Source organism: Paenibacillus taihuensis, assembly GCF_003386535.1.
Classification (GTDB): Bacteria; Bacillota; Bacilli; order Paenibacillales; family Paenibacillaceae; genus Paenibacillus_Z; species Paenibacillus_Z taihuensis.
Genome location: NZ_QTTN01000003.1, coordinates 91,542 through 104,933 on the forward strand (window position 1 = coordinate 91,542; position 13,392 = coordinate 104,933).

Consider the following 13,392-nt stretch of genomic DNA (forward strand, 5'->3'; position numbering starts at 1 on the left):
TGATTTTGGTGAGTGGGCCAAGTCCGCTCGTTTTACAATGAGGGTATACAACATAAGAAATGAGGTTTAGCCATGACACAGAAAGGTTGGAGCGTCGCGCTCAAGAGAATGATGCGGTACCGTGCGCTGTTTCTGATGGTATTGCCTGGACTTGCCTATCTCGTCATCAACAACTACTTGCCGATGGTTGGGGTCGTAATCGCGTTCAAGAACATCGATTACTCGCACAAGGGGTTGTTCGGCCTCATCTACTACAGCGATTGGATCGGGCTGCAGAACTTCAAGTATTTGTTCCAAACGAATGATGCATTCGTTATAACCAGAAATACGCTGCTGTACAACGGGGGCTTCATTCTTATCAATACGGCGGTTGCAATCACGCTTGCCATACTGCTGAACGAAGTGCGCAACAAGCTTGCTTCGCGTTTCTATCAGAGCCTTGTGCTCTTGCCATACTTGATCTCCATGGTTATCGTCGGCTATCTCGTGCTCTCGCTTCTAAACGTAGAGAATGGCTTCGTGAACAAACATGTTCTCCCGTTCTTCGGCATGCATCCGCTCGAATGGTATAGCGAGTCGAAGTATTGGCCTTACATCCTAACGATCGTTAACCTGTGGAAGAACATCGGTTACTTCTGCATCATCTTCCTGGCTTCGATTATTGGCATTGATCATGAGTACTACGAAGCTGCAACGATTGACGGAGCGAGCAAATGGCAGCAGATCAAGCAAATCACGATTCCGCTGATCGCTCCGACGATTACGGTCATGACGCTGCTGGCAATCGGCCGCATTTTCTACTCCGACTTCGGCTTGTTCTACCAAGTACCGCTGAACTCCGGACCGCTGCAGCCGACGACGGACGTTATCGATACGTACGTTTACCGCGGACTCATGACGCTCGGTGACATCGGAATGTCATCCGCAGCAGGCGTCTATCAGTCGATTGTCGGCTTTATATTGGTAATCTTCTCGAACTACATCGTCAGACGCCGGAACCGCGATCAGGCATTGTTCTAAACGTAAAGGAGTGACGACATCCGTGAAAACGAATCAAATGAACCAATCGGTTGTTCATATTCTGCTTATCCTTTTATCGGCTGCGTGTCTGTTCCCGTTCCTGCTGCTCGTCGCAGCTTCCTTCACGGACGAGGCGTCCATCGTAAAAGACGGCTATAATCTGATTCCTCCCCAATTCAGCATGGCTGCTTACACGTACTTGTGGGATCAGGCAGCGGCCATGACTCACGCATACGGCATCACGATCATGATTACCGTGGTCGGCACGTTCTCAGGCCTCTTGATCTCTTCGCTGCTGGCGTATCCGCTGTCCCGCAGAGATATGCCGCTCGGAGGCATCATCGCATTCATCGTATTCTTCACGCTGCTGTTCAACGGCGGTTTGGTTCCTTCATACCTTGTCTATACAGAGCTCTTCCACATGAAGAACATCCTGCTGGCGCTCATCGTGCCCGGATTGCTTACGAACGGTTTCTATATCATGCTAATCCGCTCGTTCTTCATGACTTCGATTCCGGTGCCGATTATCGAATCCGCTTACATTGACGGCGCCGGCGAGTTCAAGATCTTCTATCGGATCGTGCTCTCGCTCTCGCTGCCGATACTCGCAACGATCGGTCTGATGCTCGCGATCTCGTACTGGAACGACTGGTTCAACGGTCTGATCTACATTACGGAGCCGAAGCTCTACAGCATTCAGAACCTGCTGAACCGGATGCTCAGCAATATCCAATTCCTGCAGCAGAACAATCTGGGCGGCAAAGCATCCGAAGCGACAGCTACGCTCCCAATGAACTCTGTCCGCATGGCGATGGCGGTCATCGGCATTCTGCCAATCATCTGCATCTATCCATTCTTCCAGCGCTACTTCGTTAAGGGCTTGACGATTGGTGCAGTCAAAGGCTAATGAAGCGAGGGGGAGACGGCTATGTTCGGCATTTATGAATTGCGCTGCGATTACCGGATCAATCCGATCGGGCTCGGCGCACGAATTCCGCGGCTAAGCTGGAAGCTGCAATCGGATCGGAGAGGAACGGTACAGTCGGCATACCGGCTTCAGGTTTCGCTCGGCGAGCAGTTCGACTCCATTGTGTGGGATTCGGAGGTCGTGCGCAGCGAGCAATCGGTTCACGTTGAGCCGCAGGAGCTGGCGATTCTTCCGCGCACCCGCTACTACTATCGCGTCGAAGCATGGAACGAAGCGGGCGAAGGATCTGGTTGGTCCGAGACGGCGTTCTGGGAGACAGGGCTGACGGATGCGGGCAAATGGGATGCGGATTGGATCGCCGCTCCAGAGAAAATCGGCGGCGATGTGTTTCCTGAGGCAGTGCCGATGCTTCGCAGAGACTTCGCGATAGACGGCATCGTGACGTCAGCTCGAATCTACGCGACGGCACTTGGTATCTATGAGTTGGAGCTGAATGGGCAAAGGGTAGGCGATAGTTATTTCTCGCCTGGCTGGACGAGCTACGATCATCGGCTGCAGGTTCAAACCTACGAGGTGACGGAGCTGCTGCAGAGCGGCGACAATGCGATCGGCGCACAGCTCGCGAACGGTTGGTACAGAGGCTACCTAGGCTGGGATGGCCATCGCGAGCTGTACGGCAGCCAGACCGCGCTGCTGCTTCAGCTTCATATCGAGCTGGCTGACGGACGAAGCATCGTCATTGCTTCGGATGACAGCTGGCGGGCGGCGACAGGTCCGATCCTCATGTCCGAGCTGTATCATGGCGAGACCTACGATGCGAATTTGGAGAAGGAAGGCTGGAGCCAGGCTGGCTTTGACGGCTCTGATTGGCTGCCTGTTAAGCTCATAGAGCACTCGAAGTCGATTCTCATTCCGCAAGAGAACGTACCTGTGCGCAAGATTGAGGAGCTTGCTCCGATTGCGATTTTGCACACGCCAAGCGGCGATACCGTCCTCGACATGGGACAGAACATGGTCGGCTGGGTGCGCTTCACCGTGCGCGGAGACGAGGGACAGACCGTTATGCTGCGCCATGCTGAAGTGCTGGATAAGGAAGGCAATTTCTATAACGGCAACATTCGTGCAGCGAAACAGCTTATCACGTATACGAAGAAAAGCAATGAACCCGAGACGTTCGAGCCGCGATTCACGTTCCAAGGCTTCCGCTATGTTCAGCTGAGCGGGTTCGGTGAATCGGTCCGGCCGGACGATTTCATCGGCGTGGTACTCCATTCCGACATGCAGATGACTGGCAGCTTTGCCTGCTCGGAGCCGCTTGTGAACCAGCTTCAGCACAACATTACATGGGGGCTGAAGGGGAACTTCCTAGACGTTCCCACCGACTGCCCGCAGCGGGATGAACGGCTTGGCTGGACAGGAGACGCGCAAGTATTCGCGCGCACAGCCGGATACTTGGCGAATGTGGCGCCATTCTTCGGCAAGTGGCTCGGTGATTTAAGCGCGGATCAGGACCCGGATGGCGGCGTGCCGTTCGTCGTGCCGAACATGCTGGAGAAGAAGCCGAGCTTGCAAAATTTCGGCAGGCCGGTGAATTCGGCAGCTTGGGGAGATGCGGCGGTCATCGTCCCGTGGACGGTTTATCAATGCTATGGCGATAAGCGGATTCTTGAGGATCAATATGAGAGCATGCGCGCATGGGTCGAATATATACGGGGGCAAGGCGGTACCGAGTCGCTATGGGATACGGGGTTTCATTTTGCCGATTGGCTTGCTCTGGACGGTCCTGATCCGAATAGTCCCATCGGCGGAACGGACATGCATTATGTCGCGACAGCGTACTTCTCGTACTCGACGTCAATTGTACAGAAAACGGCAGATCTGCTTGGCCGATGGGATGACGCTCGCGATTACGCCAGCTTGTACGACGCGATTCGCAGCAGCTTCGAGGCCAAATATGTGCAGCCATCCGGAGAGATGACTATACCAACGCAGACCGCTCAGGTGATCGGGTTGTATTTCGGCCTGCTGCATGGCGATGCCAGAGAGAAGGCGATAAGCAAGCTGATGGAGCTGCTCGAAGAGAGCGACCACCATCTGAAAACCGGCTTCGTCGGCACGCCTTACTTGAATTTCGCGCTAAGCGAGAATGGGCAGAATGACGAAGCTTACAAGCTGCTGCTTCAGCAGGATTATCCTTCATGGCTGTATCAGGTGACCAAAGGCGCAACGACGATCTGGGAGCATTGGGACGGCATTAAGCAAGACGGCAGCTTCTGGAGCGATTCGATGAACTCGTTCAATCATTATGCCTATGGTGCGATCGGCGATTGGCTGTATCGGAACGTAGCAGGTATTCACATGGTTGAAGATCAGCCAGGGTACAAGCAAATTCGTATCCAGCCCCAGCCGGGACCTGGCCTGACATGGGCGGAAGGTAAGCTCGAGACGATGTACGGCACGCTTATCTCACGATGGAGCAGGGAGCAGTTTGGCAGCGGTGGTGGTATGGAAGTTACCGTCGTCATCCCGCCGAACACACGGGCGGAAATTGTGTTGCCCGGATCGGCGTCCATAGAGGACATAACAGAAAGCGGCATTGCTCTGGCTGACGCTGAGGGCATTCAGAATATCGAACTAACAACGGCAGGCCTTAAGTTGCTTGCAGCATCAGGCGACTATCGGTTCGTCTATCAAACACTTTCTTAAGGAGGAACGGAACAAGTGATATTCGACGCAGCATCAAAATTCGGGCATGTGTTGAAGCACCCGGAAGCGCGAGCGCTGTTATTTCGTCTAGATCCAACACTTGCGGGTTCAGACTTCTTCCTTCAGTTCCGCAAGCTTGGAACGTTCGGGTCCTATCTCGATTCCCTCTCAGCGGAAGTGAGAGAGACGATCCTTCGCGAGCTGGAGAATATCGAGCCCATAGCTGAATCTCCTGAGCCAGTACCACAATCGACTTACGAGAGCGAGACGGTTGGCACGGGTTCGGCAGCGATCTCCTCCCCGGCGACGGTCGAGCGCTGGGGCGTGTTTGAACTGGCGCTGAAAGGACCGAGCCATGGCAATCCGTTCGTAGAAGTCAGGCTGAGCGCGCAGTTCACTTGTGATGGCAGGACACACGAAGCGCTTGGATTCTATGATGGTGAGGGTAAGTACCTGAGCCGATTCATACCGGATACGGAGGGGGAGTGGAGCTTCCGTACGAGCAGCAATGCCCGTTCCCTTGATGGCATCGAAGGGACGTTCTCGGCAACTGCGCCAGCGGCAGGCAATCGCGGCCCAGTTTCCGTAACGAATACTTTCCACTTCAGTTACGCGGACGGTACGCCATACATTCCGGTTGGAACGACTTGTTATGTATGGACGCATCAAGGTGACGAGCTGGAAGAGCTGACTATGAAGACGCTGGCCGCTTCGCCATTTAACAAGATTCGGATGTGCGTTTTTCCGAAAGCTTATCTGTATAACCAGAATGAGCCGGAGCGTTATCCGTTCGAAGGTTTGCAAGAGGGAGGCTGGGACTATACCAGGTTTAATCCGGCTTTCTTCCAGCATCTTGAGAAGCGGATCGCAGAGCTCGGCAGCTTAGGTATCGAAGCGGATCTCATTCTGTTCCACGCCTATGACCGCTGGGGATTCTCGGAGATGGGACGGGAAGCAGATGATCGTTACTTGCGCTACATCACGGCAAGGCTGTCTGCATATCGCCATATCTGGTGGTCGCTCGCCAACGAGTACGATTTGATGTGGGAGAAAGAGACGGAGGATTGGGAGAGGTTCGCAAGCATCGTGACAGAGAACGATCCGCACGGACATCTAATCTCCATCCATAACTGCAATCCGTTCTACGACTACTCCCGGCCTTGGATTACCCACTGCAGCATTCAACGTCAGGACGTCTACCGGACGGCCGAGTATACGGACGAATGGCGACAGAAATGGAACAAACCCGTCGTTATCGACGAGTGCGCATACGAGGGCAACGTAGAGACGGGCTGGGGCAACATTAGCGGCGAGGAAATGACGAGACGCTTCTGGGAAGGCGCGGTTCGCGGAGGCTATGTGGGTCATGGCGAGACGTACCTGCATCCGGACGATATTTTGTGGTGGGCAAAAGGCGGCGAGCTTCACGGCACGAGCCCTGCTAGAATCGCCTTTTTGCGGCGAATCATGGAGGAAGGTCCGAAGCAAGGCATCAATCCGCTGCCGAAAGGTCCGATGGATTGGGATGTGCCGATCGGCGGCGTTGCCGGCGAATACATGCTCTATTACTTTGGCTTCAACCGTCCTGGTTTCCGCGTGTTCCACATGCAGCCTGGCGTCCGTTACACCGTCGATGTGATTGATACGTGGAATATGACGATTGAGCCTGCCGAAGGAACGTTCGAAGGCAGCTTCCGGATCGAGCTTCCTGGTCGCGAGTATATCGTGGTGAGGATCGTTAAAGTCGACTAACGTGCGCGAGAGTAGAAGCATGTAGAAGCGCGAGAGTAAGAGAAAGAAACCCGACATGGTGTCGGGTTTCAGGCTGTCGAGAAAGTCTCAGTGAGTTGGTTCAACGATTCGCGGCGGAGTGGTTCACTCATGTGACTCGCATAGGGCACCGGTGCTATGTTGGATTTCTCCACTCAAATATCTAGGTATTAGGTCATTTCTGGGGGGGTGTTGGATTTTTCCATTATAGCTTGACTGTTTCCGCCTAAACCGTACTCCTTGTTGGATTTATCCATCATCGCCCTCTTTCTCGACAAGCTGGATGGTACCCAATACCCTACATAAGCCGAATTCCGCTCGAAAACAGGAAAGAGAAGCACCCAGTACCCTACATTCGGCGAATTCCGCCCGAAAACAGCAAAGAGAAGCACCCAGTACCCTACATTCGGCGAATTCCGCCCGAAAACAGCAAAGAGGAGCACCCAGTACCCTACATTCGGCGAATTCCGCTCGAAAACAGCAAAGAGGAGCACCCAGTACCCTACATTCGGCGAATTCCGCTCGAAAGCAGCAAAGAGAAGAAGAGGAAACGACAAGAGACGATTGAGCGAAGCTTCGCGGATGCTAGAGAGCTCCACGGGTTTCGCTATTACCGTTTGCGGGGGCTGTGGAATGCGACGGAACAAGAGGCTTAAGCCCCTCGACCTCGCTTATATTGAGGGTAAGAACAGGAAAAGAAACCCATGTCTGCGTAAAAGACATGGGTTTCTGTCTTTGTGGGGACAACGGCAGCATAACGGACTACAGAGACGCTTCGGACGCAAAGAGTCCGTTAGAGTCTGGTTAGGGCTATTATGCGGTGAGTAAGAGCGTCTGAGTCCGATAGAATCGTGCGGCGGTGACGGCGACGGCTATTTCACAGCATGAAGCTCCCTAATCCGGCTCTTAATCCTACGCAGAATATCCAGGAACTCTCGTTCGCATACGGATGAGCACATCGTTGTCCGGAGTCTGCTGCGGCATGTCGAAGAAATTGAGCAGCGTGCCTGAGATGGAGAAAGCAGCGGCATAGCGGTCCGGCGGATTGAGCGCAGTCTTCAAAACGCCGAAGCCGCCCATCGAGAAGCCGGCGATGAAGCGATCTTCACGTCTCGAGGATAGACGGAACATCGACTCGACGCGCTGCGGCAGTTCGTGAGCCACGTAGGTCCAGTAGTTTCCTTAAAGCGAATCGGTACAAAAGCTGTTGCTCGCAGCAGGCATAACGACGGCGAGAGGGGTAGGCACATCCCACTTTAATAAATGCTCAATGATCGTGTACCGCATGAACAAGCTGTTTCCTTCGCTGTATCCGTGAAGCAAGTATAGCGTCGGCCAGCCATGCTCCGGCGGCGGACTAAAATGTCCACGCACACTTGATACCCCAATGACGTCGACAAAAACTCATGTTTTAAGTAATTTCATAACCGACTTTGTAGTTTCAGTTTACAGACTTTCCATCATCGACATTAAAAAAAAGCCGTCACTGCATCAGCTGCAGGACGGCACGCGAACATTCCATCGGGTTGTATTGTTGATTGCGTTTATTCATCAGGTCCATCCGGTGCTGCACAGATGTGTACGGCTCCTGGATGATCGTAAACCACTTGTCGATCGTCTCGGTGGATTCAAGCATTTCGCCGAAGCCGCTCGCGACGAAATATTCGCAGTTCACTTCTTCTTGTCCCGGAATCGGCTCGTAGAACAGCATCGGAATGCCTTTGCTCAGACCTTCCGTGCAAGTCATGCCGCCAGGCTTCGTAATAAGCAGATCGGAGAGATCCATCAGCTTGTTAATCTCTTTCGTAAAGCCGAGCACTTTAATGTTCCGGTGCTGGAAGTTCGGATCCGCGAGCATTCGCTCCCGCGCCTTATCGTTGTTGCCGACGCAGTAGATAAGCTGGACGGAATCACGGTAGCGCGTCATATACGAGAGCAGATCGTCGCTGTACATAATCCCCCAGCCGCCGCCCATAATAAGGACGGTTGGCAGTGCTTTCAGATCGAACTGCGCTTGCAGCTCCGAGCGGTCATGCGTTTGCCAGAAGTTCGGATGCACCGGAATGCCGGTCACCTGGATTCGGCTCGCCGGAATGCCGCGATCGGTCAACTTCTTCTTCACGTCTGCAGTCGACACTAAGTATTTGGTCACTTCAGAGCTCGTCCAAGTGCCGTGCGCGTCGTAGTCCGTAATGAGCGTATAGAGCGGAACATTAAGACCGAGCCGCTTCAAGCGCGCCACAACGGCGTTCGGAACGGGATGCGTACAGACGATAAGGTCAGGCTTCAGCTGTGCAATCACTTGGGCTGTATGTTTATAGAACAAACGGTGCAGTGCAAGCTGCGTAAAACGGTTTAATGATTTCTTATATTGTCTGCGATAAAGCGTGCCGAGAAGTTTCGGCTGCTTGGTAACGGTTTTGCGATAGGCGGATACAATTAATGGCCCAATAACCGGATTGAGAAAATTGCCCAGCTCGAACACTCGGGTTTGAATATGGGGATCAAGCGAACGCAGCCCGACTGCTAGTGCATATGCAGCTTGGGTATGTCCGGATCCGAACCCTTCGGAAAGGAGCAACACTCGTTTTTTACGCATTTCTTCACCTGCTTCTCTAACCGGATCAACAACCTAAAATAATGGCTCCTACTCAATATTACGATGCATCAGAACACAACACAAGATTGGAATTAGCACTTGCAGTTGCCCAGCGCCTTAAACTATCCTAAAAAATAGAAGAAATGCGCCTTGAAGCAAACGAAATGAGATAGGAGTGGTTGAAACATGCAGCAGCAAGAAAAATGGATCCCGGAGTTGGGTACAGTTGTAGCGTTTACCAATAAAACAGGTCAATATGCAGGGGAAGTCATGGAAACGAACGGTCCTCGCGCGCTTCTGAAGGTGCTGGCCGTCTTGAAGCATCCAGAACAGGGCGATCTGCACAATCCGTACAATCCGGACGTGCCAATGTTCCACGAGCGCAGAGCGCTAAGCTATACGGAGAAAACGAATGTACCATACAGCGATATCAGACCATTCCGCGGAGAAGTGCCTGACTACAAAGAATCGCTCCAGGCAGCGGTTCAAGCCGAGATCGAGGCCATTGACCGACTGAAGCGCTGGGCAGAACGCAGTCTTGCACAGCTGGAGCAGCTGGCGAAGGACTATAAGTAGAATGAGCCAAGGAGGCTGCCATTCATGAATAAGCAAATACTCGCGCGGGAGATATACGCAGCATCGAAGTTGTCGGGCGAGTTCACACTGCGGTCCGGCCAGCAGTCGGATACTTATTTTGACAAGTACAGGTTTGAAGCGAATCCTCGTCTGCTGAGCGCGATTGCAGCGGAGCTGTCCTCGCGGATTCCGGTCGGCACCGATGTGCTGGCAGGGCTTGAAATGGGCGGGATTGCGATTGCGACGGCGCTGTCACTGCACACGGGCATTTCGGCTGCTTTTGTCCGGAAGCAAGCGAAGGCCTACGGAACGCGCAAGATCGCTGAAGGCGCAGAAGTGCGCGGTCAGAAGGTATGTGTCATTGAAGACGTCGTAACAACTGGCGGCCAGATTCTCCAAAGTGTAAAAGAGCTGCGGGAAGCCGGGGCGATTGTGCAGGATGTTGTTTGCGTCATTGAACGTCATCCAGATGGACGAGCTAACCTGGAGGCTGCTGGTCTGAAGCTTTATGCACTGCTTACAATGGATGAGCTTGTGAATGCGAGTAAATGAATGGTACGAGGAACAGAATAAGTTGCGAAACTGACCGAGTGACCATATTGTATTTTTAGTCAGTTTTTGATAATATAAGTGTCATCGGAGTTCATGAAGGAGGCTGGGGCATTTATGGAACAGAAGAAGCCGGTCGATCGCAGGCTGCAGATTGTTGAAGCGGCGGCGAAATCGTTCGCAATGTTCGGTTACAAAGCGACGACGATGGAGCTGGTATCCAAAATCGCTGCAGTCGGCAAAGGCACCATCTATACGTTTTTCGCCACGAAGGAAGACTTGTTCAGCGAAATCATCGGTCATCTTTGCGCAGAGCTTCGGGTGCTTGCAGAACGCGTCATTGACCGGGAGCGAAATTTCTTCGACAACCTGGCCTCCGTGCTGCATGAACTGCTGTTATTCCGCGAGAAGCATGAGTTGATTGTGAAGCTTTCGCAGGAGGTTCGCGACATCGGCACGCCGATGGCGAAGGACGGTATTGCGAAGATGGAAACGGCTATTCACGGGTTCATCCAGAATGAAGTCGAGCTTGCAGTTAAGAAAGGCGAGCTCCGGGCAATAGACCCTGCGTTGACTGCATTCATCATGCTCCGCATGTATGTTGCGCTTAGCGCGGAGTGGAACAAACACCGGGAGCCGCTGACACGCGAGCAGATCGCTGCTTATTTTACTTCGCTTTTGCGTGATGGGATTGCGGCGGGGTAGTCATTCAAGAAAACCATGAAGTTCAATTTCGAGAAAAGTCTAAGTACAATTTCATGAAAACCAAGATGTTCAATAAAGAAAGCGGCGATTGCTGCTTCTTTTTTTGAGATTGAATGACCAATTGTCCAATTCGGTCAGTTGTTCAAAATTATAAAATTGAAAGGTGTGAGGAAAGTGAAGGCTTTATCGTTTACGGGCAAAGAATTTGTGCGCATCATGCGCAACCGGAAGCTGATTATTTCGATCATCGGCGTCATGTTCATACCGATCATGTATAGCGGCATGCTGATCGGATCGTTCTGGGATCCATACGGCAAGCTGAACGAGCTGCCGGTCGCCGTCGTGAACGAGGATGCAGGCGCGCAGTTCAAAGGCAAGGATCTCGCAGTCGGCAGCGACCTCGTGAAGGAATTGAAGGAGAACAAGGAGTTCAAGTGGGAGTTTGTGAATCGAACCGATGCAAAGCAAGGGCTTCAAGACGGCAAGTACTATTATGCCGTTGAAATTCCGGATAATTTCTCGAAGCAGGCCACGACGCTGCTGGATGAGAAACCGCAGCCGGCGGCGCTCACGTACATGTCCAACGACAGCGGGAACTACTTGGCTGCGAAGATTGGACAGAGCGCGATTGCGAAGCTGCAGACGGAAATTTCGCAGCAAGTCACGAAGGCTTACGCGGAGGCGGTCTTCGCGAACATCGGCGATGCGACAGCTGGCATCGCCAAAGCAAGCGGCGGCGCGAGCCAGCTGAGCAGCGGCGCTGCGGATGCGAACTCGGGCGCTGCGCAGCTGCGCGATAACGTCGCGAAGCTGGCGAGCAGCACGCAGCAGCTGGCAGGCGGCGTAGCGACGCTTGACCAAGGCGCGGAGCAGCTTGCGAAGGGCACCGCGCAGGTGAGCGATGGCACGGCGGCATTGTCCGCCGGCCTTGGCAAGCTTGACGCCGCTGGCGCGAAGCTCAGCGGCGGCGCTGATGCGGCAGCCTCGGCCGGGGCGAAGCTGGCCGAGGGGCTCGCTTCGGCGAAGCAGGGCAGCGCGCAGCTGGCCGGCGCAGCCGCGAAGCTGTCGGCGGCGCTCGAAGCGTACGCCGCCGCGCACCCCGATGCAGCGCAGGATGCGGCGCTGCAAGGACTTGTCGGCGCAGCCCGCGAGGTATCCGCGGGCGCGGCCGGGCTCTCCGGCGGCAGCGCGCAGCTGGCCGCCGGCGGCACGGAGCTGCAGCGCGGGCAGAGCCAGCTGCAGCAAGGTCTTGCGCAGCTGCAGCAGGGACTCGCTGCAGCAAGCGACAGCGGCGCCAAGCTCGCAGCTGGCGCGCATAGTGCCGCGGCAGGCGCCGCGAAGCTGGCGGACGGCACAGCCGCCGCAGGCCGCGGTGCGGCGCAGCTGTCGGGCGGAGCCGGCAAGCTGGCAAGCGGCTCCGCCGAGCTCGCGAGCGGCACAGCGAAGCTAGCTAGCGGCTCCGCCGAGCTGTCGACGAAGCTCAGCGACGCCGCAGGCGAAACCGGGGGCATCATCGGAACCGATGCCCTGTACGACATGTTCGCGAAGCCTGTACAAGTCGAGGAAGTGAAACTGACCGAAGTGCCGAACTATGGCACCGGCTTCACCCCGTACTTCCTGTCGCTCGGTCTGTTCGTCGGCGCATTGCTCTCTACGACGGTAATGCCGATGCGCGAGACAGGATCGCGGCCAAGCTCCGGCTGGAGCTGGTTCGTCAGCAAGCTGTCACTCTTCGCCATCGTCGGCCTCGTTCAAGCGACAATTGCCGATCTCATCTTGATTTACGGCATCGGCTTGCATGTGAACCACATGGGCGCATTCATCGGGATGTCGCTGCTCGCAAGCTTCACATTCATGATGATTATCCAGTTCCTTGTTACATTGCTGGATAATCCGGGCCGCTTCGTCTCCGTTATGCTGCTCATCCTGCAGCTGACAGGCAGCGCCGGCACGTATCCGTCCGAGCTTGTACCTTCGTGGCTGCAGCACGTCAGTGCATGGCTGCCAATGACTTACACGATCAAAGCGTTCCGCGAGATCGTCACAGGCAACGAGCTTGTGATCACCGGCAATATGGCGCTCCACGTGGCGCTGTTCGGAGTCATCTCTGCCGCACTCACGCTGCTCGTGTTCACCATGATGCACCGCAAAGAGAAACGCCAAGCAGCATCGCCAGTCGAGCTGACCGCATAACAAATAAGGGCAAGGCTTTCAAGCAGTTCAACCAAACTGCGCGAAGCCTTGCCCTTTATTTTTTGCCTCTAGCTCTATATGGGATAAATCCAGCACAGGAGAGGTCAAAACCGCATTCCTGCTTCCTATGTTGGATTTATCCCATCATTTTCACGTAGAACAAGCAAATTCGGCCTAAATTGCCAAGAATGAATAGATTTATCCAATATAGCCCCGTCAGATCACCGTATTCTCGAAAAATGAATGGATTTATCCAATATAGCCCGTGGAGGGAAGCCGAAACCTTGGCCTGTCTGTCCGGTTTACTGTACCTGCCAGTCAGCTAGCCCGTTAATCGGTTTGGCGG

General features: G+C 54.2%; 11 protein-coding genes and 1 pseudogene. 8 read left to right on the plus strand and 4 right to left on the minus strand.

All coding sequences use genetic code 11. From position 1 onward, the window contains the following. The first annotated feature begins 72 nt into the window (after window positions 1-72). The 4 genes from A8990_RS03785 to A8990_RS03800 are packed head-to-tail and all read left to right on the plus strand — an operon-like array spanning window position 73 to window position 6,406. Window positions 73-1,020 carry an ABC transporter permease gene (locus tag A8990_RS03785; protein ID WP_116187696.1) on the plus strand — a complete coding sequence of 316 codons (948 nt, stop codon included), beginning with the start codon at window positions 73-75 and terminating at the stop codon, window positions 1,018-1,020. A gap of 37 nt (window positions 1,021-1,057) precedes the next feature. Beyond that, the gene (locus tag A8990_RS03790) at window positions 1,058-1,927 is read left to right on the plus strand and encodes a carbohydrate ABC transporter permease (RefSeq protein WP_116187835.1); all 870 of its coding nucleotides are present in this window, start codon (window positions 1,058-1,060) and stop codon (window positions 1,925-1,927) included. A gap of 21 nt (window positions 1,928-1,948) precedes the next feature. Beyond that, entirely contained in the window at window positions 1,949-4,654 is a 2,706-nt protein-coding gene (locus tag A8990_RS03795; RefSeq protein WP_116187697.1) for a glycoside hydrolase family 78 protein, read from the plus strand. A gap of 15 nt (window positions 4,655-4,669) precedes the next feature. Beyond that, window positions 4,670-6,406: a DUF5605 domain-containing protein gene (locus A8990_RS03800; RefSeq protein WP_116187698.1), complete on the plus strand. Its 1,737-nt coding sequence runs from the start codon at window positions 4,670-4,672 to the stop codon at window positions 6,404-6,406. Window positions 6,407-6,594: 188 nt separating this feature from the next. On the opposite strand, the gene A8990_RS03805 is transcribed toward A8990_RS03800, so the two are convergent. The 4 genes and pseudogenes from A8990_RS03805 to A8990_RS03815 form a co-directional block, all read right to left on the minus strand. Continuing rightward, a complete protein-coding gene (locus A8990_RS03805) occupies window positions 6,595-7,071 on the minus strand; it encodes a hypothetical protein (RefSeq protein ID WP_116187699.1) in 477 nt (158 codons plus the stop codon). Between the two features lie 265 nt (window positions 7,072-7,336). After that, window positions 7,337-7,591 (minus strand): annotated as a pseudogene (locus tag A8990_RS03810) (alpha/beta hydrolase-fold protein); the annotation flags it as partial. A gap of 15 nt (window positions 7,592-7,606) precedes the next feature. Continuing rightward, window positions 7,607-7,798, minus strand: coding sequence for a hypothetical protein (locus A8990_RS31225; RefSeq protein WP_147306764.1), 192 nt, complete (start codon window positions 7,796-7,798; stop codon window positions 7,607-7,609). Between the two features lie 109 nt (window positions 7,799-7,907). Continuing rightward, the gene (locus A8990_RS03815; RefSeq protein WP_116187701.1) at window positions 7,908-9,023 is read right to left on the minus strand and encodes an MGDG synthase family glycosyltransferase; all 1,116 of its coding nucleotides are present in this window, start codon (window positions 9,021-9,023) and stop codon (window positions 7,908-7,910) included. 186 nt (window positions 9,024-9,209) lie between these two features. On the opposite strand from A8990_RS03815, the gene kapB reads away from it, so the two are divergent. The 4 genes from kapB (at window position 9,210) to A8990_RS03835 (ending at window position 13,046) form a co-directional block, all read left to right on the plus strand. Next, window positions 9,210-9,599: a kinase-associated lipoprotein KapB gene (gene kapB, locus A8990_RS03820; protein WP_116187702.1), complete on the plus strand. Its 390-nt coding sequence runs from the start codon at window positions 9,210-9,212 to the stop codon at window positions 9,597-9,599. Between the two features lie 24 nt (window positions 9,600-9,623). Next, entirely contained in the window at window positions 9,624-10,151 is a 528-nt protein-coding gene (gene pyrE / locus A8990_RS03825; protein WP_116187703.1) for an orotate phosphoribosyltransferase, read from the plus strand. Window positions 10,152-10,265: 114 nt separating this feature from the next. Next, window positions 10,266-10,853 carry a TetR/AcrR family transcriptional regulator gene (locus tag A8990_RS03830; protein ID WP_116187704.1) on the plus strand — a complete coding sequence of 196 codons (588 nt, stop codon included), beginning with the start codon at window positions 10,266-10,268 and terminating at the stop codon, window positions 10,851-10,853. 174 nt (window positions 10,854-11,027) lie between these two features. Next, on the plus strand, window positions 11,028-13,046 hold the full coding sequence (locus A8990_RS03835) for a YhgE/Pip domain-containing protein (protein ID WP_116187705.1): 2,019 nt from the start codon (window positions 11,028-11,030) through the stop codon (window positions 13,044-13,046). Window positions 13,047-13,392: the final 346 nt, after the last annotated feature.

Coding starts and splice junctions, on each gene's coding strand:
- A8990_RS03785 (WP_116187696.1), top strand. CDS start 73: ATGACACAGAAAGGTTGGAGCGTCGCGCTCAAGAGAATGATGCGGTAC.
- A8990_RS03790 (WP_116187835.1), top strand. CDS start 1,058: ATGAACCAATCGGTTGTTCATATTCTGCTTATCCTTTTATCGGCTGCG.
- A8990_RS03795 (WP_116187697.1), top strand. CDS start 1,949: ATGTTCGGCATTTATGAATTGCGCTGCGATTACCGGATCAATCCGATC.
- A8990_RS03815 (WP_116187701.1), bottom strand. CDS start 9,023: ATGCGTAAAAAACGAGTGTTGCTCCTTTCCGAAGGGTTCGGATCCGGA.
- kapB (WP_116187702.1), top strand. CDS start 9,210: ATGCAGCAGCAAGAAAAATGGATCCCGGAGTTGGGTACAGTTGTAGCG.
- pyrE (WP_116187703.1), top strand. CDS start 9,624: ATGAATAAGCAAATACTCGCGCGGGAGATATACGCAGCATCGAAGTTG.
- A8990_RS03830 (WP_116187704.1), top strand. CDS start 10,266: ATGGAACAGAAGAAGCCGGTCGATCGCAGGCTGCAGATTGTTGAAGCG.